Source organism: Curtobacterium sp. Curtsp57 (assembly GCF_047324335.1).
GTDB lineage: Bacteria > Actinomycetota > Actinomycetes > Actinomycetales > Microbacteriaceae > Curtobacterium.
The window spans coordinates 415,032-436,239 of sequence record NZ_CP168511.1 but is presented as its reverse complement, the minus strand read 5'-3'; the positions used below and the strand labels follow the sequence as shown (position 1 = coordinate 436,239).

The following is a 21,208-nucleotide window of genomic DNA, read 5'->3' as shown; positions in this document are numbered from 1 at the left end:
GATCAGTTGGACTTCGCGGTCAGCCAGACGGTCATCGCGACGACCGCCCCGAGTCCGAAGATCCAGATGAACAGACCCTCTGCCACCGGGCCGAGGGCGCCGAGGCCGAAACCACCGGGCGAGGAGTTGTCCTGCACGTACTTGAGGTACGTGATGATGTCGGCCTTCTGCTGCGGCGTGATGTTCAGGTCGTTGAAGACCGGCATGTTCTGCGGGCCCGTGACCATGGCCTCGTAGATGTGCTTGCCGCTGACGTCCGTCAGCTTCGGGGCGTACTTGCCCTCGGTCAGCGCGCCACCGGCGCCGGCCACGTTGTGGCACATGGCGCAGTTGATGCGGAAGAGTTCCGCACCGGCAGCGGCGTCGCCGTCCTGACCGTTGGTGAGCGACTCGGACGGGACCGACGGGCCTGGGCCGAGCGACGCGACGTACGCGGACAGGGCGTCGATCTGCTCGTCCGAGAACTGCGACGGCTTCTCCTCGGCCTGCGGGCCCTGGGCAGCCATCGGCATGCGGCCGGTGCCGACCTGGAAGTCGACCGACGCGGCGCCGACACCGATGAGGGACGGGCCCTCGCTGGTGCCCTGCGCGGAGAGGCCGTGGCAGGTGGCGCAGTTGGACGCGAAGAGCTTCTGGCCCTCGTTCACCTGCGACTGGCTCGATGCGGCGACCGTGCTGACGTTGTCGTCCGCGTTCGCCGTGGAGCTGAACAGTGCGTAGGCACCGCCGGTGGTCATCAGCGCGACGGCGATGAGCGACACGGTCGCCAGCGGGGAGCGGCGGCCCTTCTTGGACTTGGTTCTGTTGAACATGCGGTGGGTGCTGTCCGATTCCTACTTGAGAAGGTAAATGACTGCGAAGAGGCCGATCCAGACCACGTCGACGAAGTGCCAGTAGTACGACACGACGATGGCCGTGGTGGCCTCCTTGTGGCCGAAGTTCTTGGCGGCGAAGCCACGGCCGAGCGTCAGGAGGAAGGCGAGCAGGCCACCGGTGACGTGGAGGCCGTGGAAGCCGGTGGTGATGTAGAACGCCGAGCCGTACGCGCTCGAGGAGAGCGTGACGCCCTCGTGCCAGAGGTTGGCGTACTCGAAGATCTGGCCGCAGACGAAGACCGCACCCATGCAGTACGTGACGAAGAACCACTCCGTCATGCCCCAGTCGCGCGGGTTCCAGCTGGTGCGGTGCACCTGGAAGCGTTCGGCGGCGAAGACGGCGAACTGGCACGCGAAGCTGGACAGCACCAGGACGATGGTGTTCACGGAGGCGAACGGCACCTCGAGCTTGGCGGTCTCGGTCGCCCAGAGCTCGGGGGAGGTGCTGCGCAGCGTGAAGTAGATCGCGAACAGGCCGGCGAAGAACATGACCTCGCTGCCCAGCCACACGATCGTCCCCACGGCAACGGGGTTCGGCCTGTTGAGGACCGTACCGCTGGCTGGTCTGGAGAGAGGGGTGCTTGTCACAGTGTCCATTATGGCCGAAACCTCGGACAGTGTTTTGCCAGGCAACTGGCGGGTCGTTCGAAAACAGTACGATCCTGGGTATGTCTGACGTTCTCTCCTGGCCTGCAGTGATCAGCGCGCTCATGGCGCGCGAGGACCTCACGATCAGGCAGTCCACATGGGCGATGGAGGAGATCGTGCACGGCCGGGCCACCGATGCGCAGATCGCGGCGTTCGCCGTCGCCCTCCGCGCGAAGGGCGAGACCGTCGACGAGGTGGTCGGGTTCCGCGACGCGATCCTCGACGCGGCGGTCCCGCTGGACGTCGACCCGATGGCGCTCGACATCGTCGGGACCGGGGGCGACGTCGTCGGCACGGTGAACGTGTCGACCATGGCTGCGATCGTCATCGCGGCCGCGGGCGTCCCCGTCGTGAAGCACGGCAACCGCGCGAGCTCGTCGAAGTCCGGGTCGAGCGACGTCCTCGCCGCACTCGGTCTCGACCTGTCGATGGACGCCGAGCACGTCGCCGAGACGTTCCGGCGTGTCGGCCTGACCTTCGCGTTCGCGAGCGCCTTCCACCCCGGCTTCGCGCACGCCGCCCCGGTCCGCCGGGAGATCGGCGTGCCCACGGTGTTCAACTTCCTCGGCCCGCTCGTCAACCCTGCTCGGTGTGAGGCGAACGCCGTCGGGGTCGCACAGCTCGACCTCGTGCCGATCATCACGGGCGTGTTCCAGACCCGTGGCGCGACGGCGCTCGTGTTCCGCGGCGACGACGGCCTCGACGAGCTCACCACGACCGGTCACAGCCACATCTGGGAGGTCACCGGCGGCCGGGTCACGGAGCACGACCTCGACCCGCGGGACCTCGGCATCCCCCGGGCACGGATTGAGGACCTGCTCGGCGGCGAGCCCGACGTCAACGCCGCGATCGTCCGGCGCGTCCTGGCGGGGGAGACCGGTCCGGTCCGCGACATCGTGCTCCTCAACGCGGCCGCCGGCCTGGTGTCCTTCCGGCTCGCGCAGGACCCAACCGAGTGGGACCGTCCGATCCTGCACCGCTTCCGCGAGCAGCTCCTCGTCGCCGCCGAGGCGATCGACTCCGGCGCCGCCGAGCAGAAGCTCGCCGACTGGGTGACCGCAGCGCCCGTCTGGTAGGCGCGTACGGACCAGACCGAAGACGGGAGGCCCGGTGCCGGTTCATGGAACCGGCACCGGGCCTCCCGTCGGTGGAGTGGACTGCAGGACTACTGGACGTCCTCGTCGACCCAGTCGAAGGTCTTCGTGACGGCCTTCTTCCAGAGGCGCAGCGTGCGGTCACGCTCCGCCGGGTCGAGCTTCGGCTCCCAGCGCTGGTCCTCCTGCCAGTTCGCACGGAGCTCGTCGAGGTTCGCCCAGAACCCGACCGCGAGGCCTGCGGCGTAGGCGGCGCCGAGCGCCGTCGTCTCCGCGACGACCGGTCGGACGACCGGCACGTCGAGGATGTCCGCCTGGAACTGCATGAGCTCGTTGTTGGCGGTCATGCCGCCGTCGACCTTGAGCTCGGTCAGGTCCACACCGGAGTCGGCGTTGACCGCGTCGAGGACCTCGCGGGTCTGCAGCGCCGTCGCCTCGAGGGCCGCACGCGCGATGTGCCCCTTGTTGACGTAGCGGGTGAGGCCGACGATCGCACCACGGGCATCAGGACGCCAGTACGGCGCGAACAGGCCGGAGAACGCCGGGACGAAGTACACGCCGCCGTTGTCGTCGACGGTCTTCGCGAGCGCCTCGACCTCCGGTGCGCTCTGGATCAGTCCGAGGTTGTCGCGGAGCCACTGGATGAGCGAGCCCGTGACGGCGATCGAGCCCTCGAGCGCGTAGTGCGTCTCCTGGTCGCCGAGCTTGTAGCCGACGGTCGTCAGCAGCCCGTTCTCGGAGCGGACGATGTCCGTGCCGGTGTTGAAGATCAGGAAGTTGCCGGTGCCGTACGTGTTCTTCGACTCGCCCTTGTCGAACGCGGCCTGGCCGAAGGTCGCGGCCTGCTGGTCGCCGAGGATGCCGGCGATCGGGACCTCGCGGAGCAGACTGGACGACTCGACGTGGCCGTAGACCTCGGAGGAGCTGACGATCTCGGGGAGCATCGACTTCGGCACACCGAAGTCGGCGAGGATGTCGTCGCGCCACTGCAGCGTCTCGAGGTCCATGAACAGCGTGCGGGACGCGTTCGTGACGTCGGTCTTGTGGACGCCGCCGTCGACGCCACCGGTCAGGTTCCAGAGGACCCAGGTGTCGGTGGTGCCGAAGAGCAGGTCGCCCGCCTCGGCCTTCTCACGGGCGCCCTCGACGTTCTCGAGGATCCACATGATCTTGGTGCCGGCGAAGTAGGTCGCGAGCGGGAGGCCCACGATCGACTTGTACCGGTCCGTGTCGCCGTCCGCGAGCTTGTCGACGATCGACTGCGTGCGGGTGTCCTGCCAGACGATGGCGTTGTAGACCGGCTTGCCGGTGGTCTTGTCCCAGACCACCGCGGTCTCGCGCTGGTTCGTGATGCCGACCGCCGCGACGTCGTGGCGGGTGATGTCGGCGCGGGACAGTGCCTGGCCGATGACCTCACGGGTGTTGTCCCAGATCTCGGCGGGGTCGTGCTCGACCCAGCCGGCGCGCGGGAAGATCTGCTCGTGCTCCTTCTGTCCGGTCGAGACGATCGACCCGGAGTGGTCGAAGACGATCGCTCGGGTGCTGGTCGTGCCCTGGTCGATGGCGACGATGTAGTCGGCCATTGGTGCTCCTTACGGGTTCGTTCGGTGGGTTCAGGCGAGGGGGAGGAGCGCGTAGGACAGGCCCGCCGCGATCGCTCCACCGAGGAGGGGGCCGACGACCGGCACCCAGGCGTAGGCCCAGTCGCTCGAGCCCTTGCCCTTGATGGGCAGGAAGGCGTGCGCGATGCGCGGGCCGAGGTCACGGGCGGGGTTGATGGCGTACCCGGTCGGGCCACCGAGGCTGACACCGATCGCGATCACGAGGAAGGCGACGGGGATGGCTCCGAGCTCAGCGGGGGTCTTGCCGTTCGTGAAGGCGATCACGACGAAGACGAGCACGAAGGTGCCGATGATCTCGGTGACGAGGTTCCAGCCGTACGAGCGGATCGCCGGGCCGGTCGAGAAGACGCCGAGCTTCGCAGCCGGGTCCGGCTCTTCGTCGAAGTGCTGCTTGTAGGCGAGCCAGACGATGACGGCGCCGATCACGGCGCCGATCATCTGGGCGAGCCAGAAGAGGAACATCTCGCCGATGGTGATGTTGCCGAGGATGGCCTGGGCGAGGCTGACCGCGGGGTTGAGCTGGCCGCCCGACTTGTAGGAGACGGTGACACCGGCGAAGACCGCGAAGCCCCAACCGATCGTGACCATGAGGAAGCCCGCGCCGAAGCCCTTGGACTTCTTGAGGGACACTGCGGCGACGACACCGCCACCCAGGATGATGAGCATCGCGGTGCCGACGAGCTCAGACAGGAACTTGACTCCGATGCCGTCCATCGGTGACCTCCATTGCGCTGTGGTTTGGGGGTCCCGGGCTGCACCGACACTCCCCATCGAGTGATTGTGGCGAGCATACTGCTGGGTTTTCGCGGCGCGCGATGGACACGTGAGCGATCTGCGCGAAAGTGCACGAACGTGCATCCGGGATGTGCGTCCGCCAGCCCCGGGGGCTGCCCGCGACGACCCTGCCGTGCACGAACGTGCAGATCGGACGAACGCCCGCCCGTTGTATGTTGGGCGCACTCCGGACGACGTCGGCGGTGTGCAGGCCTCGTCTCGGCGTCGACACCCGTGGAGGCCACACATGAAGAAGCTCATCAACGACCCGCAGGACGTGGTCATCGAGTCCGTCCGCGGGTTCGCCCAGGCACACGCCGGGCACGTCGTCCTGGTGGAGGACCCGATCCACCTGCACCGCACTGATGCGCCGAAGCAGGGCAAGGTCGGCCTGGTCAGCGGCGGCGGCAGCGGGCACGAGCCCCTGCACGCCGGGTTCGTCGGACACGGGATGCTCGACGCCGCCGTTCCCGGCCCGGTCTTCACGAGCCCCACGCCGGACCCCATCGTCGCTGCGACGAAGGCCGTCGACGGTGGCGCCGGCGTCCTGCACATCGTGAAGAACTACACCGGGGACGTCCTCAACTTCGAGACGGCGGCGGAGCTCGCCGGCATGGACGACATCCGCGTCGAGTCCGTCGTGGTCGACGACGACGTCGCCGTGCAGGACTCCCTCTACACAGCCGGCCGCCGCGGTGTCGCCGGCACCGTCGTCGTGGAGAAGTGTGCAGGCGCCGCCGCCGAACGCGGCGACGACCTGGACGCGGTCGCCGCCGTCGCCCGGCACGTCAACGACGTCACGCGGTCGATGGGCCTCGCGATCGCGCCGGGCACCGTGCCGCACGCCGGGGAGCCGTCGTTCACCCTGGCCGACGACGAGGCCGAGCTCGGCATCGGGATCCACGGCGAGCCCGGCCGTGAGCGGATCGCGATGGCGCCGGTCGACGCGCTCGTCGACCGGGTCCTCGAACCGATCCTGACCGACCTCGCCGCACCGGCGGCCGCACGCCTGCTCCTGTTCGTGAACGGCATGGGCGGGACCCCGCTGTCGGAGCTGTACATCGCCTACCGACGCGCCGCAGAAGTCCTGTCCGACCGCGGCTACGAGGTCACGCGTAGTTTGGTCGGCGACTACGTCACGTCCCTCGAGATGCAGGGGTTCTCGATCACCGTCACGGTGCTCGACGACGAACTGACCACGCTCTGGGATGCACCGGTGGAGACCCCAGCACTGCGCTGGGGCCGTTGACACCGCACCGACCGCAGGAAGGGAACGAGAATTGGCGCTCGACACCGCATGGGCCATCGACTGGGTACGCCGCACCGCCGCGACGATCGACGAACACCGGGCGGAGCTCGTGACGCTCGACCGGGAGATCGGTGACGGCGACCACGGCGAGAACCTCGACCGGGGCTTCCGCGCCGTGCTCGAAGCCGTCGACGGCGGTTCGTTCGACACACCGGGCGCCGTGTTCAAGACCGTCGCCACGAAGCTGATCTCCACGGTCGGCGGTGCGGCGGGTCCGCTGTTCGGCACCGCGTACCTCAAGGCGGCCCAGGCAGCGGGTGACGCATCCGAACTCGACGCGGACGCGCTCGTCGCGGTCCTCACGGCAGCCAGGGACGGCGTCGTCTCCCGCGGCAAGGCCGCGGTCGGCGACAAGACGATGATCGACGCGTGGACCCCGGCGGTCGACGCCGCGGCCACGGCGGCACAGGCCGGCGAGTCCCCGGAGCGGGTGCTCGAGGCGGCAGCGGACGCGGCCGTCACCGGCGCCGAGTCGACCGAGCCGCTCGTCGCCCACAAGGGCCGCGCGAGCTACCTCGGCGAGCGGGCGGTCGGGCACCGCGACCCGGGTGCCCAGTCGACCGCCTACATCCTCCGCGCAGCAGTGGACGCGGCGTGACCGTCGGGATCCTGGTCGTGTCGCACAGCGCGGCGGTCGCGACCGGGACCGTCGAGCTCGCCCGACAGATGGCTGCCGACGTGCAGCTCGTCGCCGCCGGCGGCACCGAGGACGGCGGCATCGGCACCTCGTTCGAGGCGATCACGGCCGGCATCGAGGAGCTCGCCGATGCCGATGCGGTCGTCGTCCTGTGCGACCTCGGGTCCGCGTACCTGACGACGGACACCGCGCTCGACTTCCTGGACGACGAGGTGCGCGCGCGGGTGCACGTGTCCGATGCCCCGATCGTCGAGGGGACGGTCGCCGCCGCCGTCGCGGCCCAGACGGGTGGCGACGTCGACGCCGTGCTCGCCGCCGCGGCGTCCGCCGCAGCCTCCGGGTCGGACGCGAGCACTGCCTCCCGTCCGGTGGACGGTGACCAGTCTGGGCCCACGTCGCCGGTTCCGGATCGACGCGCCAGCGGCGAGACGGCCGTGCCGATGGGGAGAGGCTCGGTGCCGGAAGACCAGGCCGGCCCCGATGGCGACGTGGCCGCGTCCACGACCGTGGAACTGGTCAACGAGACCGGCCTGCACGCCCGCCCCGCTGCGGACTTCGTGAAGACCGCCGCGAAGTACGACGCGGCCGTCCGCGTGAACGGTGTGGACGCGAAGAGCCTGCTCGGCATCATGGCGCTCGCCCTGCCCAAGGGCGCCACGGTGACCATCGAGGCTTCTGGCGACGACGCGCAGGACGCCGTGGACGCGCTCGAGGCGCTCGTCCGGTCCGGCTTCGGGGAGTAGTCGCCGTCAGTCGGTGATGCTGATCGTCGCGGCGACGTCGACGTCGGAGGGCCCGCCGACGGCGCCAGCCGTGGCGAACAGCACGGCACCGAACACCGCACTCCAGAACGTCCGGGCATCACGCACCACGCCACGCTCGCTGTGCCAGCCGTGGTCAGCGGTGATGCGGTCGAGGTAGCGCTCGGACTGTCGGAAGAGCACCGCGAGCAGCGTGCTCGTGCGATCGCGGAGGCGGGCGTCGTCCTGCGCGGTGCCGAGCGCCGTCACCAGGAGGGCCGTCGACGGCATCGCGAGCGCGGTCCGCGCCAGCACCGACCGGAGTGCCTCAGGGGTCGTCGCACGACGCCCGGCAGCCTGGAGTCGCGTGGTGTCACGGAGGAACCGGGCGAACGCCGCGTCGACGACGAGACGGTCCTTCGATCCGAAGTGGTGCGTGATCTGGTTCGGGTAGACCTCGGCGGCCCGAGCGACGTCGCTGACGGTGAGCGCACGAGGACTGCGGTCGCCGAGGAGGTCGGCCGCCGCGTCGAGGATCCGTGCCCGTGTCGCCGAGCCGTGTGTGCTTGCCATGCCCTAATTGTACGTGGTACAACTCCAATTGTGCAGCATACAAGTACTGATCTCCACGACGTCGTCATCACCGGGTCCGGCGCGGTCTCGCCGTTCGGGCACGGCGTCGCCCCGCTCTGGGACGCGCTCGTCGCCGGTCGGTCGGGCGTCCGGACGCTCGACCGCCAGGGCGACCTCTGGGCGCAGGTGCCGATCCGCATCGGCGCCGATGCCGCGCTCGACGCCGATGGTGCGCTCGGGCGGGTCCGCGCGCAGCGTCTCGACCGCAGCCAGCAGCTCGCGCTCGTCGCCGCTGCCGAGGCGTGGGCGGACGCCGGCGCGCCGGACGTCGACCCCGACCGACTCGCCGTCGTGGTGGGCACGGGCATCGGCGGCATCGAGACGCTCCTCGGCGCGCACGACGAACTCGGTCGGAACGGTGCCAGGCGCGTGTCCCCGCGGACGGTGCCGATGCTCATGGCGAACGGCGCTGCCGCACAGATCAGCATCGAACTCGATGCTCGGGCCGGCGCGTACACGACCGTCTCCGCCTGCGCGTCGGGAGCCGAGGCGATCGCGCTCGGTGCCCGTCTGATCCGCTCGGGGGAGGCGGACGTGGTCGTCGCCGGGGGAGCGGAGGCTGCGGTGACCCCGGTGACGATGGCGTCGTTCGCCCAGTCGCAGGCGCTCGCGAAGCCGGACGGCGACGACCCGACCACCCTGTCGCGACCCTTCGACGCCGACCGGCGCGGGTTCGTGCTCGGGGAGGGGTCGGGGCTCGTCGTCCTCGAGCGTGCCGACCACGCCGCCGCCCGCCGTGCACGGGTGCGTGCGCGGCTCGCGGGTTGGGGCATCACCTCCGACGCCTTCCACATCACCGCACCGCGGTCGGACGGTTCCGGACAGGAACGGGCGATGCTCCAGGCACTCCGGATGGCCGGACTGCAGGGGACCGACGTCGACCACGTGAACGCACACGCCACCGGGACGTCGGTCGGCGACACGAGCGAGGCTGCCGCGATCACCAGGGTCGTCGGTGCGGATGCGGTGGTGACGGCGCCGAAGAGCGCGATCGGCCACATGTTCGGCGCCGCAGGTGCCGTGGAGACGATCCTGACGATCCGCGCCCTGGAGACCGGCATCGTGCCGCCGACGCTGAACCTGGAGCGGCTGGACCCGGAGATCGACCTCGACGTCGTGTCCGGCGTCGCACGGCAGGCGCCGATGCGGGCCGCACTGAACAACTCGTTCGGCTTCGGTGGCCAGAACGCGTCGCTGCTCCTGACGGCCGCGTGAGTCGGTCGTGGTCGGTCAGCGGGGCGCCAGGTCCTGCAGCCCGGTGACCCGGAGCAGGTCGAGCTTGTCGGCGTCGTCCGATCCGGGGACCGCCGTGTAGACCACGATCCGCAGGTCCCCGCCCGGCACGCTGAGCACGTCGCAGTCCACTGTGATCGGACCGACGGCGGTGTGGAGGGTCTTCCGGCTCGCTCGGTGCTCCGCGACCCGCGCGACCGCCCACCGGCGCTCGAACTCCGGCGACTCCCGTCGGAGCCGGGCCACCAGCTCGGCGAGTGCCCGGTCGCCGGGGTACTTCCCGACGGCGACGCGCAGGTCTGCCACGAGGTCGCTGGAGAACTCCTCCTGGTGGTCGTCGTCGTACTCGATGCCGTCGTGGCCGAGCATGAAGTGCCGCCAGACCAGGTTCCGCTCGATGCCGAGGAGGCGTTCCGGGTCACCGGTGAGCGCCGCCCAGAGGTCGTTCCAGAGCAGCGTGTCGTGCGCCGCCGTGAACACCGCGAGTGGGACGTCGCCGAGACGGTCCACCATGCGCTGGACCCCCGGCGTGACGTGGCGGGGGACGACGCTTCGTGACGGCGGAGCGGCGTCGGCGACGCGGAACAGGTGGTCCCGCTCCTCGGTCGTCAGTCGGAGCGCGGTCGCGAGGGAGCCGAGCAGCTGCGGCGACGGGTTCACCGAGCGCCCCTGCTCGAGCCGGACCACGTAGTCGACGCTCACTCCGGCGAGCGCGGCGAGTTCCTCGCGGCGGAGCCCTGGTGTCCGTCGCCCGGGGCCGGCTGGGAGGCCGACCTCCTCGGGCCGGACCCGATCACGCCAGGACCGCAGCACACTCGCGAACTCGCTCATGGCCCCATCATCGCCCCGATCGGCCGGGTCGGCCTGGTACTCCGGGTCCCACCGTCGACCGGCACCTGGGAGGCCCACCGCGTGCGGTCCAGGCTGGGTGCATGACCACCACACTCATCACCGGAGCCAACCGGAGCCTCGGGCTCGAGACCGCACGACGACTGATCGACGCCGGCCACACCGTGTACGCCGGCATGCGCGATCCCGCGACCGGCGACGCCGCACGCGACCTCGGCGCGCACGTCCTCCGGCTCGACGTCACCGACCAGGCGAGCATCGACGCGGCGATCGCGACGCTGCCGGAACTCGACGTCCTCGTGAACAACGCCGGGGTCCTCGGGACGTCCTTCGGCGTCGACGATCTCGATGCCGACGCGATGACGCACGTCCTCGACACCAACGTCACCGGCATCGTGCGGGTGACGCAGGCGGCGCTGCCCCGTCTCCGGCAGTCGGCGAACCCGGTGATCGTCAACGTGGCGTCCGGCGTCGGGTTCGCGCGCTGGCTGACCACCCCCGGCCGGGACGAGTACCCGGTGCCGTCGATACCCTACGCGGCGTCGAAGGCAGCGGTGATCGCGCTGACCGTGCAGTACGCGAAGAACCTGCCAGACTTCCGCGTCAACGTCAGCGACCCCGGGTACACGGCAACGGAGTTCAACGGGTTCGGCGGCCACCAGACCGTCACCGAGGGCACCGACGCCACGGTCGCCCTGGCGACGCTCGACCAGAGCGGCCCGACGGGCGAGTTCCACGACCGCGACGGACGCATCGCGTACTGACACTCAGTCCTCGGCCGCTCATTCCTCGTCCGCGGTCCGGCGTCCGCGGGTGGTGGCGACGAGCACGAGGGCCACGGCGAGCAGCAGCGCGCCGCCACCGATCCACGGCGCCGGTCCCGCGTACCAGGGGGATCCGCCGTCGGCCCCGGAGACGGGCGGGGCGGTCGCCGACCGCGTCACGTCGAGCGAGGACGACGACGGGCTCGGTACCGCCGTCGGCGTCGATGCGGCAGGCTGCGCGACCGTGAAGCCGAGCTCGCCGGTGATCGGGTGCCCGTCGGGGGAGACGTACCGCCAGAGCACCGAGTACGCGCCGTCCTCGACACGGACCCCGGTGGACATCGTCGTCCCGTCGACGAGCACCTCGCCGTTCGACACGTCGGTTCCGGCTGCATCGCGGACCTCGATCCGAAGGCCGGCGTCGAGTCCGGCGAGCGGCGCCTGCGAGAACGTCAGCTCGACCCGCTCCAGCGGCGTCGTCACGGTCGCGCCGTCGGCGGGGTTGCTCGCGGTCAGCGCCGAGTGCGCGCTGGCCGGTTCCGTCGCGACGAGCGTGGCCAGGACGAGGACCGCTGCGGCGACCGAGGACTGGAGGATGCGACGCATGCGTCCATTCTCCGGGAGGATGGTGGTCAGTCGTGCACGTCGTGGCCGAACCCCGGGCCGGGCAGGACCATCCAGTTCGCCGGATCCGGCACCGGTCGGAAGCCGGACTTCTCGTAGAGGCCGTGTGCGTCCGCGGTGTACAGCACGATCCGCTTGAGTCCGAGCGGCGCCAACGACGTCGTGATGCCCTCGACGAGGGCGATGCCGACGCCGCGACCACGGGCGTCGGGGTCGACGAAGACGTCGGCGAGCCAGCCGAACGTCGCGCCGTCGGTGATCACCCGGGCGTACCCGAGCTGCACCCCGCTCGCGCCGTCGAACACGCCGAAGACCCGCGAGCCCGCCATCGCGGCGCGCTGCTGCTCGCGGGTCCGGCCGCGCGCCCAGTAGGACTGCTCGCTCAGCCAGCGGTGCACCCGCTCGAAGTCGAGATCAGCTGGGTCGTCGGAGAACCGCAGGTCGCTCATCCGACCACCCAAGCAGGCGCGGCGCGACAACGGCCGATCTCCGCGGAGTGGCCCGGTGGTCCACTCGACCAGGGCCGGACGGGAGGCTCGTGGCGGCGGTGCGCAGAGCCTCCCGTCTGCCTCGTGACCGGGCCGTCCGTCGGCTGGGCCGACCGGTGACGGGTCAGTCCGTCGGCTGCGCCGCACCGCGGCGCGTCCGCATCGTCGCCCACAGGACGAGCGCCGCGGCGACCGCCGTCAGGGCCACGCTGCCGACCGTGACCGCCTCGTCGAACCCGGCGGCCTGCGCTGCGGTCCAGTGCGCGGACGCGATCGAGCCGGTGACGAGCGCGGCGAGGATCGTGCCGACGACCGCGAGGCCGACGCCGGAGGAGACCTCGGAGGCGGTGTCGACGAGTGCGGCGCCGATGGTGGTGCGGTCCTCGGGGAGGCCGCGGAGGACGTTGACGCCGGCGACGACACCGACCACGCGCATGCCGGCGGCGACGAGCACGAGCGCGATGGCGACAGCGACGTAACCGGTGCGACCGAACAGCGCGAACACCGCGAGCCCGATGACCACGGAGGTGGCGCTCATCCACGCCGCACGCCCCAGACCGACGCGCTGCACGAACGGTCCGACGAACCGGCCGCCCGCGATCAGGACGACGACCTGCGGCAGCATGCCGACGGCGGCGAGCGCGGGGGACCAGCCCCAGGCGAGCTGGAGCTGCAGGGTGACGAGGTACCCCATGCCCGCGACCGCGATGCCCGTCGCGGCCTTGTACGCGAGACCGGCGGACACCAGCGGACGAGCGACCAGGGCGAGGTCGAGGAGCGGGTGTCGGGCCGTGCGCTCGCGCACGACGAAGAGCACGACCGCGAGGACCGCAGCGGTCGTCGCGATCCACGGTCCGACGGCGCCGACCCCGTCCTGCACGAAGAGCGTGGGAGCCACGAGCGCACAGACGATCGCCGCCGTCCCGAGGACGGCCCCGAGCACGTCGACAGGGTCGCGGTGGAGTTCCGTCGGGTCGTCGCGGGCGATGCCGGTGCGGATCCCCGCGAAGGCGAGTGCGGCGATCGGCACGTTGACGAGCAGCAGCACCTGCCAGGGTGCGACCGCGAGGACGAGCCCGCCGGCCGTGGGACCGATCGCGAGTCCGACGAGGCCGACCGTCGAGATCACCGTGGTGGCGCGGACCCGCAGGTCGTCCTCGCGGAAGAGCCGGAAGGCCAGCGCCATCGACCCCGGTGTCGTCATCGCGGCGGCGATGCCCATCACGATCCGGACGGCGACGAGCTGCTCGACCGTCGTCACGAACACCGTCGTCAGGCTGGCGAGCCCCAGGAGCACGAGTCCGAGGAGCATCACGCGGCGGCGGCCGAACCGGTCGGCGACGGCGCCGAACCCGAGCATCAGACCGCCGAACACCACGGAGTAGGAGCCGGTCACCCACTGCAGGGCGGTCGTGCTCGCGTGGAGTTCGCGCCCGATCGTCGGGAGCGCCACGGTGAGGATCGAGTTGTCGAGCATCTCGAAGAGGAACACCGCCGACAGACCGGCGAGTGCGACCCACGCATCACGGAGCAAGGCGCGAGACTGCGGGATGATGACGTCGGACTGGTTGGTGGACATGTCGTTAGGTTAACCGACTAAAGTTAGTGACACAATGCACGGAGGAGTCAGCATGCCCAGGACCGCGACCCGCGGGGGACCGCAGACGCGCGAGAAGATCGCGTCGACGGCGGCGGAGCTGTTCCTCGAGCACGGGTTCGACGCGGTGACGGTCGCGCAGATCGCCCGGGCAGCAGGGGTCTCGAGCGTCACGGTCTTCAACCACTTCCCACGCAAGGAGGACCTGTTCCTCGATCGTTCCGACGAGGCCCGCGAACTGCTCGTCGGAGCCGTCACGGAGCGCGCGGACGGTGTCGGGGTGGGGGAGGCCCTGTCCGGCCTGTTCCACCGACTCGCCGACGAGCGCCATCCACTGTCCGGGCTCGATCCACGGTCCGTGCCCTTCTTCCGGACGATCGCCGGGTCGCCGGCGCTGCTGGCGCACGCGCGTGCGATCGCCAGCGAACTCCAGGCTGCGCTCCGCGACGCGCTGTCGTCGGACCCGGCGTTCCCGGCGGACGCGGGACTGGCAGCGGCGTACGTGGTCGCCGGGTACGCCTCGGTGCTCGTCGAGACCGCCGGCCACGTGCTCGCGGGGGAGTCCGGTGATGACGTCGCAGCCGGACACCGCGTCCGCGTCGACCGTCTCCTCGACACGCTCCGTCACGGCGTTCTGCCAGCCTGACCCCGGACATCCACACCGATCACCCAGTGCACGTCATGTCGCATGCAGGACAGTGTGCGCATGGCAACACAGGAGAACCGCTCGGGGGTCGGAGCGTTCATCGGGTTCATCGGGTTCAGCACGCTCGCCGGACTGCTCGTGACCGTCGGTGTCACCCCCGCGATCGCCGTGCTCGGCGTCACCACGACCTCGACGATCGACGTCTTCGACTCGCTGCCGGAGTACATCGAGATCGGTGACCTGCCGCAGCGCAACGAGGTGCTCGCGTACCAGGGTGGGCAGCCCGTGCACCTGGCGACCGTGTACGCCCAGAACCGCGAAGAGCTGCAGCTCGACGAGATCAGCGAGTACCTCCGGTACGCGGCCGTCGACGGCGAGGACAAGCGGTTCTGGGACCACGGCGGCGTCGACGCGTCGTCGGTCGTCCGTGCCGCCGTCGGCAGCCTGGCCAGCGGGGGACTCGGCGGGTCAGGTGGTGCGTCGACGCTGACGATGCAGCTCGTCCGCAACATCAAGATGCAGCAGGCGCTCGAGCTCCCGACGCAGGAGGAGGTCGACGCCGCGTACCGCGAAGCCATCGAGCCGTCGGCGTCCCGGAAGCTCGCGGAGATGAAGCTCGCGATCGGTCTCGAGAAGAAGTACTCCAAGAAGGAGATCCTCGCCGCGTACCTCAACATCGCCTACTTCGGCGATCAGACCTACGGTGTACAGGCCGCGGCGCAGCGATACTTCGGCAAGGACGCGACGAACCTCACACCAACCGAGGCTGCTTCGATCCTGGCGATCGTGCAGTGGCCGGAGAAGCGCGACCTCTCCGAACCGTCGCACTACCCGGCCAACACCGAGCGCCGAGACGTCATCCTCGGTTCGATGCACGCGCAGGGGCACCTCACCAGGGCCCAGTACGACGAGGCCATCGCGGCGCAGCCGGACCAGTACGTCCACCTGACCGCGCCGTCGCAGGGGTGCGTGGCCGCCGCAGGGGTCGGATCCCAGTTCTTCTGCGACTACGCCGTTCGGGTCGTGAAGACGATGACGCAACTCGGCACGACCCAGGAGCAACGGGACGTCGCCTGGCGGAACGGTGGCTACACGATCCAGACGAGTCTCGACCTCGACCTGAACGGCCAGCAGAAGGGCCTGCTCGACACGTACGACCCGAACACCGAGGCCAGGATCGCGCTCGGATCGACGCTCGACACCGTCGAGGCGTCCACCGGTCGCGTGCTGACGATGGCGCAGAACCGCAACTACAACCAGCTCCCGTCCTGCGCGGCGGTCGACTCGGACCAGGGCGCATGCGCACCCGCGACGGACACCAGCATCAACTACAGCGTCGACCAGGACCGCGGCGGCGGGATCGGCTTCCAGCCGGGGTCCACGTACAAGCTGTTCACCCTGCTCGCGTGGCTCGAAGCCGGTCGGAGCGTGAACGCCGTCGTGAACGGGACACCACACACGACGAGCCGCTGGACGCAGTGCGGTGAGACCATCACCGCGGCGTGGAGCCCGAAGAACGACTCCCCAGGGCAGCGCGGCAACTACACCGTTGCTGCCGCGACCGCCGGATCCGTGAACGCGGCCTACGCGTCGATGGCGGCGAAGCTCGACCTCTGCGACATCCGCGACGTCGCCGCCGAGCTCGGCGTGCACCTCGCAGCGGGTGGCGACCTGCCGGCGAACCCGGCGTCGATCCTCGGCACCTCGAACATCGCCCCGCTGACCATGGCGTCCGCCTACGCGGCGGTCGCGAACGGCGGCGTGTACTGCGCCCCGACCGTGATCGACGCCGTCACCGACCGGAGTGGGAAGTCGCTCGGGGGGCAGCAGCGCTCCTGCACGCAGGCACTGTCGCCGGCGGTCGCGGACACCGCGTTCCGGACGATGCAGGGGACCGTCGCCCGGGGCACGGCCGTCGGCGCGCAGACCCCGGACGGCACGCCGCTGTTCGCGAAGACCGGCACCACCGACGACGCCGACCAGATCTGGCTCGTCGGTGGGAGCAAGCAGGCCGTCACCGCGTACTGGCAGGGGCTCACCGACGGGAAGAAGACGAACCTCCGGCACTACGGCAGCGGAGCGGGCGGCACGTACGCGAGCATGCGGTCGAACGTCTGGAAGCAGGCGCAGACCCCGGTGAACCAGGCGATGCGGGCGGCGGCCGGCTGAGGTCAGGGGCGCGGCAGGCCGGTTGCCTGGTGTCAGCGCCGGGGTCGGTAGACGTTCGCCATGGCGCCGCCCGCGAACGTCGTCGAGCTGACGAGCTCGAGGTCCAGCTCGCGGGGGAGTCCGGCGAAGAGGGCGTCCCCGCCTCCGAGCGCGACCGGCAGCACCACGAGCCGGTACTCGTCGACCAGGTCGGCGTGCACGAGGCTCCGGCAGAACGCGGTGCCGCCCTGCGCGAGCACGACTCCGTCGTGCTCGGCCTTGAGGCGGGTGACCTCGGAGGCGAGGTCCCCGTCCGCGACCCGCGCGTCCCGCCACACCGCGGCGGCGTCGAGTGCGCGAGGGTCGAAGCCGGCCCGGGTGAACACGACCTTCTGGACGCTGTTCATCGCGTCCGCGACGGGCATCGTCGCGGTCGACCAGAACCCGGCGATGGACTCGAACGTCCGGCGACCGAAGACGTGGACCGCGGCGCTCGCGACCGTGTCGGCCACCCAAGCCGCCGAGTCCGGGGTGCTCGCGCGGAACATCCAGTCGGAGCCGTCCGCGCCGCTCGTGAACCCGTCCAGTGACATCGACATCTTCAGGACCAGCGCACCCACGGTCACCACCCACCCTCGTTCGCTCGTTCTGGCTGCTGTCCCTGCCATGATGATCCGGTGCGCGCAGTCATGTACCAGGAGTTCGGTGCCACCCCGACGATCGTCGACGTGGATCGGGAACCGTGCCCGCCGCACGGCGTCGTGGTGCGGGTCGCGGCGACCGGCGTCTGCCGGAGCGACTGGCACGCCTGGCGCGGCCACGACGACTCGGTCACGCTGCCGCACGTCCCCGGACACGAGTTCGCGGGCGTCGTCGTCGAGGCCGGACCCGAGGTCCGCGACCACCGGGTGGGGGACCGTGTCACCGCGCCGTTCGTCTTCGCCTGTGGGACCTGCCCCGAGTGCCTGGACGGCGCCACCCAGGTCTGCACGCGGCAGGAGCAGCCGGGCTTCACCCTGCCCGGGTCGTTCGCCGAGGAACTCGTCGTCCCGCAGGCCGACCTGAACCTCGTGGCGTTGCCCGACGCCGTCGGGTTCGCCGAGGCCGCCGGACTCGGGTGTCGCTTCGGGACGGCGTACCACGCGCTGCACGCCCGCGCCCGCTTGCGTGCGGGGGAGCACGTCGCGGTGTTCGGGTGCGGCGGTGTCGGACTGTCGGCCGTGATCGTCGCGATCGCAGCAGGTGCACACGTCGTCGCCGTGGACGTCTCGCCCGGTGCGCTCGCACGTGCAGAGGCCCTCGGAGCGACGACCGTGCCGTCGGGGGAGCTGGCCGTGGAGCGGGTCCGGGAGCTGACCGACGGCGGAGCGCACGTCTCGGTCGACGCCTACGGCAGTCGCGCGACCTCGGTCGCTGCCGTCGCGTCACTCCGCGCGCGGGGTCGGCACGTGCAGGTCGGGTTGCTCCTCGACGACGAGGCCGCGCCGGCGATCCCGATGGGCCGGGTGATCGGCGAGGAACTCGAGCTGCTCGGCAGCCACGGCATCTCCGTCGGTGAGTACGCCGCGATGCTCGACGACGTGGTCACCGGACGACTGCGCCCGGACGAGTCCATCGGACGGACGATCGACTTCTCGGAGCTGCCCGCCGCGCTCCAGGCCATGGACGGACCGAGCTCGTCGGTGGGGATGACCGTGGCCGTCTTCTGAGCCCACGCTCGGGACTCCACACAGGTCGAGCGCCCCGTCACACGCATGTGACAGGGCGCTCCGTCGTGTCAGTCGCGCTCTTCGAGGGTCAGCGCGACGCCGAGCGCCATGAACGTCGGCGCCCAGTGGCCGACGAAGATGCCCTATCGGTCGGACTGTGCCTTGTCGTGGTGCTTGTTGCCGCGGGAGAACAGCCAGCTGACCAGCGAGAGGGCGATCGAGATGAACGCTCCGAGGTAGGCGTAGTCACTGCGGAAACCGATGCTGCTGAGGTACTTGACGGGGTGCATGAGGTGTCTTTCGTCGGCGAGGACCGTCGAACGACGGCATCGCAACCGACCCAACTCGTCGCCGTCGGCGACCACGTCCACTTTCAGCACCCCGGAGCCGTTCCTGGTAGACCGGGACGGGCAACGGACCACCAGGGGAGTACTGATGACATCGGAGCAGATCGATGTCCACGCGGAGGCGTTGATCACCTCGTTCGTGGAACCGGGCCGGCGCTCCCGGCTCGCCGGCCTCCGCGGCTCGGTGTCCGCCAGACGGAAGTTCGCGATCGAGGTCGCACTCCGGCAGCCGTTCCGAACCGACCGGCGCTTGCCGGTCCTGTCGGGAACGGGTCCGGCTCCCGAAGCGGTGTTGCGACAGCTCGAAGCGCTCGGCGCGACGGAGGACACACCGTGTGTGGTGTTCACGGTCGACGGCAATGAGTTCGTCCAGGGTCCGGTCAGCCCTGGACGACCACGCCGGACTTGCTGCAGGCGTCGTGGTCTCGATCACGCCCGGCGCGCTGGCGTACACGGAGTCCGAATGGGGAGACCGGTTCGTCCTGCGCGATGTCCCGGAACGGGCGAGCTGACATCATCTATATTATCGGCTACACGGGCAGCGTGCGAATCATCGACAGATTCAGCCAAAGCGCTTGTGGGAGGGCTGGTCGTCAGCCGTTCCCCCGTAGTCGCCACTCGTTGTCGACGCCGAGCTCCGTAGCGATCGCGCGAAGAGCGCTTTCGTGAGGGCGCCCTACTTGCGTCACATCCCAGGCGGTGAGAGCCTGCGTTAATGATGTGGCTGCTGCCTGAATGAGGTTCGCCGCCATGCTGTGTTTGGCGAAGCGTCGATATGAGACCCCGAGCTCGGAGCGGCGACTCTCGCTGGTGTAGAGCTCGACGGTCTCTGCGCCAGCATGCGTGAGAGCGCTGAGGTAGCGGTAGAGCATGTACATGTTGCCGGTTCCCTCGAGCGCGTTGAGGCGCTGCTCGAACTGCTTGTACCCAGCTGGGATTGAACCCAGCTTCCTTGCCTGGGCCTCGTACTCCTGACGCCGGGCTTCCGCGGTCGAGTCTGCACCCACGGCGTCGGCTTCAATCGCTTCTCGCAAGATGCGAGCCCGCGCTTTACTGCCCTCGCTGAGTACCGCCTTCCACCCGTCTGGGACGACGAGGACCCATCCAGCGGTGACAGAGTCTTCCATGAGCGATCGGATCAGCGGCACGGCCGCGATCGGCTGGCCAGCCTCATAGAGGGTGAGAACGCCACGCGCGCAGTCGGCAGCGTGCGCGGCAAGCCCGCGCACGAGGACGGACACCTGGAGTTCCAGGTCGGACCGGAGTTCGACCTCCTTCCGATCCTCTTCCGTCGCCCATATGGCGAGGAGATGCCGGATCACCGCGCGGTGGTCGGTCCGAGTGGGCATGCGTCAGTCAGCCTGAATCTGGTTGAAGGCACGGTCGCCAACTTCTTCTTCCTTTGTCGCTTCGTCGCGGAGCGTGGCGTACTGGTCCTCCTCGTCACGAAGATAGGACCCGAGAATGCGGCGCATCAGCAGCAGGAGGTCGCGCTCTCGACGCAGGGTGAGGTCCCACTGTTCGGGATCGTCGTACTCGCGAATCAACATCGAGACGTACCCCGCGGTCCCGACGGCGTTCACGGTGGAGCGGACCGCTCCACGGATCTCTTCGCTGTCGATGAGCTCGGCGAGGTCGTCGATGATGCGCATGTCGTCCCAGCCGTTATGGCCGATGAAGCTATCCCCATTGTTTGGGCCATCCCTGTTGACGGTGGTGGTGAAGAATTTGGATGTGGTTGCCAGGGCGTCGCGAGCGGCGGTGCGGCCCTGGTCGAGTCGTCGCGCTACGCGTTCTTGTTTGCGTTCATCGGCGCGATCGGTCCGATCTTCGCCACGATCGGCCTTGCGAGCGGCGCGATCGCTCCTGGCGGTGATGAGCGTCGTCGCCACGGCGCCGCCGGCGCCGACGAGACCACCGACCGCCCCTGCGAACAGGTTGGCCCAGTCCGTCACGAGATGGCCTGCGTTGCGTCCGCAAGGGCGCGAGACACGGAAGCCCCGCTGACGGTGATCGTTCCGCCGATGTCGTCGACAAGGACGTCTGCGAGCTCACGCGAGGTCTTCACGACTTGCACCATACGGTCCCGTACTGACACTGATAGGAAAACCCCTCGATCGAGGCCCGACTTAGTGGATGGTGCGGGCGTACTGGGCTTGCCAGCCTTCGGGCACCGAGTTCCGGAATGCCCGCGTTGCGGCGTCGCGATCGGGTCCGGTCGCTTCGTGGTCACGGGTCTCGATGGTGCGGGCGATCGCGCGGATCGTGATCGGTGGTGCCGGCCTGGATGAGCTCGTAGCCGGCCATGTCGATGCCAGCGATCGCGGCAGCGCGTGCAGACGCGTTGTCGGGCACGGTCGCTTCCGCTTCTCGGGTCTCGGGTCTCGGCCGATCGCAGGATTCCACGCACCGTCGTGACGACACCAGCCATCCTCTGACGCTCTGAGGCGCTCGAGCTCGGAGTTCCGGAA

The 21,208-nt window shown here is 70.0% G+C and carries 24 protein-coding genes; 10 read left to right on the top strand and 14 right to left on the bottom strand.

Annotated elements, in window-relative coordinates; all coding sequences use genetic code 11:
• Positions 1–2: 2 nt before the first annotated feature.
• Both ACEN9V_RS01975 and ACEN9V_RS01970 read right to left on the bottom strand, forming a co-directional pair.
• Complete coding sequence (locus ACEN9V_RS01975) at positions 3–812, bottom strand: c-type cytochrome (protein ID WP_402728742.1); 810 nt, start codon at positions 810–812, stop codon at positions 3–5.
• A 21-nt stretch (positions 813–833) separates the two neighbouring features.
• The gene (locus ACEN9V_RS01970; protein WP_402728743.1) at positions 834–1,472 is read right to left on the bottom strand and encodes a heme-copper oxidase subunit III; all 639 of its coding nucleotides are present in this window, start codon (positions 1,470–1,472) and stop codon (positions 834–836) included.
• A gap of 71 nt (positions 1,473–1,543) precedes the next feature.
• On the opposite strand from ACEN9V_RS01970, the gene trpD reads away from it, so the two are divergent.
• The gene (trpD, locus tag ACEN9V_RS01965; protein WP_402728744.1) at positions 1,544–2,599 is read left to right on the top strand and encodes an anthranilate phosphoribosyltransferase; all 1,056 of its coding nucleotides are present in this window, start codon (positions 1,544–1,546) and stop codon (positions 2,597–2,599) included.
• Positions 2,600–2,688: 89 nt separating this feature from the next.
• On the opposite strand, the gene glpK is transcribed toward trpD, so the two are convergent.
• Both glpK and ACEN9V_RS01955 read right to left on the bottom strand, forming a co-directional pair.
• A complete protein-coding gene (glpK, locus tag ACEN9V_RS01960; RefSeq protein ID WP_281264575.1) occupies positions 2,689–4,200 on the bottom strand; it encodes a glycerol kinase GlpK in 1,512 nt (503 codons plus the stop codon).
• A 30-nt stretch (positions 4,201–4,230) separates the two neighbouring features.
• A complete protein-coding gene (locus ACEN9V_RS01955; RefSeq protein WP_281264576.1) occupies positions 4,231–4,953 on the bottom strand; it encodes an MIP/aquaporin family protein in 723 nt (240 codons plus the stop codon).
• A 307-nt stretch (positions 4,954–5,260) separates the two neighbouring features.
• On the opposite strand from ACEN9V_RS01955, the gene dhaK reads away from it, so the two are divergent.
• From dhaK to dhaM, 3 genes are read left to right on the top strand one after another with little or no spacing between them, the layout of a single operon-like run.
• Positions 5,261–6,262: a dihydroxyacetone kinase subunit DhaK gene (dhaK, locus tag ACEN9V_RS01950; protein ID WP_413601913.1), complete on the top strand. Its 1,002-nt coding sequence runs from the start codon at positions 5,261–5,263 to the stop codon at positions 6,260–6,262.
• A gap of 31 nt (positions 6,263–6,293) precedes the next feature.
• Positions 6,294–6,920: a dihydroxyacetone kinase subunit DhaL gene (dhaL, locus tag ACEN9V_RS01945; RefSeq protein WP_402728746.1), complete on the top strand. Its 627-nt coding sequence runs from the start codon at positions 6,294–6,296 to the stop codon at positions 6,918–6,920.
• Positions 6,917–7,702 carry a dihydroxyacetone kinase phosphoryl donor subunit DhaM gene (gene dhaM / locus ACEN9V_RS01940; RefSeq protein ID WP_413601912.1) on the top strand — a complete coding sequence of 262 codons (786 nt, stop codon included), beginning with the start codon at positions 6,917–6,919 and terminating at the stop codon, positions 7,700–7,702. The genes dhaL and dhaM overlap by 4 nt, the downstream gene beginning before the upstream one ends.
• A gap of 6 nt (positions 7,703–7,708) precedes the next feature.
• Here the strand turns inward: dhaM and ACEN9V_RS01935 are convergent, their stop codons facing one another.
• Positions 7,709–8,272 (bottom strand): TetR/AcrR family transcriptional regulator C-terminal domain-containing protein, encoded by a 564-nt coding sequence (locus tag ACEN9V_RS01935; protein WP_413601911.1) that lies wholly within the window; start codon positions 8,270–8,272, stop codon positions 7,709–7,711.
• Positions 8,273–8,302: 30 nt separating this feature from the next.
• Between ACEN9V_RS01935 and ACEN9V_RS01930 the strand changes: the two genes are divergently transcribed.
• Positions 8,303–9,547: a beta-ketoacyl-[acyl-carrier-protein] synthase family protein gene (locus ACEN9V_RS01930; protein ID WP_413601910.1), complete on the top strand. Its 1,245-nt coding sequence runs from the start codon at positions 8,303–8,305 to the stop codon at positions 9,545–9,547.
• 15 nt (positions 9,548–9,562) lie between these two features.
• On the opposite strand, the gene ACEN9V_RS01925 is transcribed toward ACEN9V_RS01930, so the two are convergent.
• Entirely contained in the window at positions 9,563–10,396 is an 834-nt protein-coding gene (locus ACEN9V_RS01925) for a helix-turn-helix domain-containing protein (protein WP_413601909.1), read from the bottom strand.
• Positions 10,397–10,497: 101 nt separating this feature from the next.
• On the opposite strand from ACEN9V_RS01925, the gene ACEN9V_RS01920 reads away from it, so the two are divergent.
• Positions 10,498–11,178, top strand: a complete 681-nt coding sequence (locus tag ACEN9V_RS01920) for an SDR family NAD(P)-dependent oxidoreductase (RefSeq protein WP_413601908.1) — start codon at positions 10,498–10,500, stop codon at positions 11,176–11,178.
• A gap of 18 nt (positions 11,179–11,196) precedes the next feature.
• Here the strand turns inward: ACEN9V_RS01920 and ACEN9V_RS01915 are convergent, their stop codons facing one another.
• From ACEN9V_RS01915 to ACEN9V_RS01905, 3 genes are all read right to left on the bottom strand, one after another.
• Positions 11,197–11,784, bottom strand: coding sequence for a copper resistance protein CopC (locus ACEN9V_RS01915; protein WP_413601907.1), 588 nt, complete (start codon positions 11,782–11,784; stop codon positions 11,197–11,199).
• 26 nt (positions 11,785–11,810) lie between these two features.
• The gene (locus tag ACEN9V_RS01910) at positions 11,811–12,251 is read right to left on the bottom strand and encodes a GNAT family N-acetyltransferase (RefSeq protein ID WP_413601906.1); all 441 of its coding nucleotides are present in this window, start codon (positions 12,249–12,251) and stop codon (positions 11,811–11,813) included.
• A 163-nt stretch (positions 12,252–12,414) separates the two neighbouring features.
• The gene (locus tag ACEN9V_RS01905) at positions 12,415–13,869 is read right to left on the bottom strand and encodes an MFS transporter (protein WP_413601905.1); all 1,455 of its coding nucleotides are present in this window, start codon (positions 13,867–13,869) and stop codon (positions 12,415–12,417) included.
• A gap of 52 nt (positions 13,870–13,921) precedes the next feature.
• On the opposite strand from ACEN9V_RS01905, the gene ACEN9V_RS01900 reads away from it, so the two are divergent.
• Positions 13,922–14,533 carry a TetR/AcrR family transcriptional regulator gene (locus ACEN9V_RS01900; protein ID WP_413601904.1) on the top strand — a complete coding sequence of 204 codons (612 nt, stop codon included), beginning with the start codon at positions 13,922–13,924 and terminating at the stop codon, positions 14,531–14,533.
• A 60-nt stretch (positions 14,534–14,593) separates the two neighbouring features.
• A complete protein-coding gene (locus ACEN9V_RS01895) occupies positions 14,594–16,702 on the top strand; it encodes a transglycosylase domain-containing protein (protein WP_413601903.1) in 2,109 nt (702 codons plus the stop codon).
• Between the two features lie 32 nt (positions 16,703–16,734).
• Here the strand turns inward: ACEN9V_RS01895 and ACEN9V_RS01890 are convergent, their stop codons facing one another.
• On the bottom strand, positions 16,735–17,307 hold the full coding sequence (locus tag ACEN9V_RS01890) for a dihydrofolate reductase family protein (protein WP_413601902.1): 573 nt from the start codon (positions 17,305–17,307) through the stop codon (positions 16,735–16,737).
• Positions 17,308–17,358: 51 nt separating this feature from the next.
• Here ACEN9V_RS01890 and ACEN9V_RS01885 point away from each other — a divergent pair, with 51 nt between their 5' ends.
• Complete coding sequence (locus ACEN9V_RS01885) at positions 17,359–18,390, top strand: alcohol dehydrogenase catalytic domain-containing protein (protein ID WP_413601901.1); 1,032 nt, start codon at positions 17,359–17,361, stop codon at positions 18,388–18,390.
• Between the two features lie 143 nt (positions 18,391–18,533).
• On the opposite strand, the gene ACEN9V_RS01880 is transcribed toward ACEN9V_RS01885, so the two are convergent.
• Positions 18,534–18,680, bottom strand: coding sequence for a hypothetical protein (locus ACEN9V_RS01880; protein ID WP_413601900.1), 147 nt, complete (start codon positions 18,678–18,680; stop codon positions 18,534–18,536).
• 416 nt (positions 18,681–19,096) lie between these two features.
• Between ACEN9V_RS01880 and ACEN9V_RS01875 the strand changes: the two genes are divergently transcribed.
• Positions 19,097–19,249, top strand: a complete 153-nt coding sequence (locus ACEN9V_RS01875; RefSeq protein WP_413601899.1) for a hypothetical protein — start codon at positions 19,097–19,099, stop codon at positions 19,247–19,249.
• An 81-nt stretch (positions 19,250–19,330) separates the two neighbouring features.
• Here the strand turns inward: ACEN9V_RS01875 and ACEN9V_RS01870 are convergent, their stop codons facing one another.
• The 3 genes from ACEN9V_RS01870 to ACEN9V_RS01860 all read right to left on the bottom strand — a co-directional run bounded on the left by ACEN9V_RS01870 (position 19,331) and on the right by ACEN9V_RS01860 (position 21,092).
• Positions 19,331–20,086, bottom strand: coding sequence for a DUF5677 domain-containing protein (locus ACEN9V_RS01870; protein ID WP_413601898.1), 756 nt, complete (start codon positions 20,084–20,086; stop codon positions 19,331–19,333).
• Positions 20,087–20,089: 3 nt separating this feature from the next.
• Positions 20,090–20,692 carry a hypothetical protein gene (locus tag ACEN9V_RS01865; RefSeq protein WP_413601897.1) on the bottom strand — a complete coding sequence of 201 codons (603 nt, stop codon included), beginning with the start codon at positions 20,690–20,692 and terminating at the stop codon, positions 20,090–20,092.
• A gap of 274 nt (positions 20,693–20,966) precedes the next feature.
• On the bottom strand, positions 20,967–21,092 hold the full coding sequence (locus ACEN9V_RS01860; protein ID WP_413601896.1) for a hypothetical protein: 126 nt from the start codon (positions 21,090–21,092) through the stop codon (positions 20,967–20,969).
• Positions 21,093–21,208: the final 116 nt, after the last annotated feature.

Bases quoted from the DNA above. Each gene is read 5' to 3' on its own strand.
- ACEN9V_RS01975 (WP_402728742.1), bottom strand. From the start codon at position 812: ATGTTCAACAGAACCAAGTCCAAGAAGGGCCGCCGCTCCCCGCTGGCG.
- ACEN9V_RS01970 (WP_402728743.1), bottom strand. From the start codon at position 1,472: ATGGACACTGTGACAAGCACCCCTCTCTCCAGACCAGCCAGCGGTACG.
- trpD (WP_402728744.1), top strand. From the start codon at position 1,544: ATGTCTGACGTTCTCTCCTGGCCTGCAGTGATCAGCGCGCTCATGGCG.
- glpK (WP_281264575.1), bottom strand. From the start codon at position 4,200: ATGGCCGACTACATCGTCGCCATCGACCAGGGCACGACCAGCACCCGA.
- ACEN9V_RS01955 (WP_281264576.1), bottom strand. From the start codon at position 4,953: ATGGACGGCATCGGAGTCAAGTTCCTGTCTGAGCTCGTCGGCACCGCG.
- dhaK (WP_413601913.1), top strand. From the start codon at position 5,261: ATGAAGAAGCTCATCAACGACCCGCAGGACGTGGTCATCGAGTCCGTC.
- ACEN9V_RS01935 (WP_413601911.1), bottom strand. From the start codon at position 8,272: ATGGCAAGCACACACGGCTCGGCGACACGGGCACGGATCCTCGACGCG.
- ACEN9V_RS01925 (WP_413601909.1), bottom strand. From the start codon at position 10,396: ATGAGCGAGTTCGCGAGTGTGCTGCGGTCCTGGCGTGATCGGGTCCGG.
- ACEN9V_RS01920 (WP_413601908.1), top strand. From the start codon at position 10,498: ATGACCACCACACTCATCACCGGAGCCAACCGGAGCCTCGGGCTCGAG.
- ACEN9V_RS01915 (WP_413601907.1), bottom strand. From the start codon at position 11,784: ATGCGTCGCATCCTCCAGTCCTCGGTCGCCGCAGCGGTCCTCGTCCTG.
- ACEN9V_RS01910 (WP_413601906.1), bottom strand. From the start codon at position 12,251: ATGAGCGACCTGCGGTTCTCCGACGACCCAGCTGATCTCGACTTCGAG.
- ACEN9V_RS01905 (WP_413601905.1), bottom strand. From the start codon at position 13,869: ATGTCCACCAACCAGTCCGACGTCATCATCCCGCAGTCTCGCGCCTTG.
- ACEN9V_RS01900 (WP_413601904.1), top strand. From the start codon at position 13,922: ATGCCCAGGACCGCGACCCGCGGGGGACCGCAGACGCGCGAGAAGATC.
- ACEN9V_RS01895 (WP_413601903.1), top strand. From the start codon at position 14,594: ATGGCAACACAGGAGAACCGCTCGGGGGTCGGAGCGTTCATCGGGTTC.
- ACEN9V_RS01880 (WP_413601900.1), bottom strand. From the start codon at position 18,680: ATGCACCCCGTCAAGTACCTCAGCAGCATCGGTTTCCGCAGTGACTAC.
- ACEN9V_RS01875 (WP_413601899.1), top strand. From the start codon at position 19,097: ATGAGTTCGTCCAGGGTCCGGTCAGCCCTGGACGACCACGCCGGACTT.
- ACEN9V_RS01870 (WP_413601898.1), bottom strand. From the start codon at position 20,086: ATGCCCACTCGGACCGACCACCGCGCGGTGATCCGGCATCTCCTCGCC.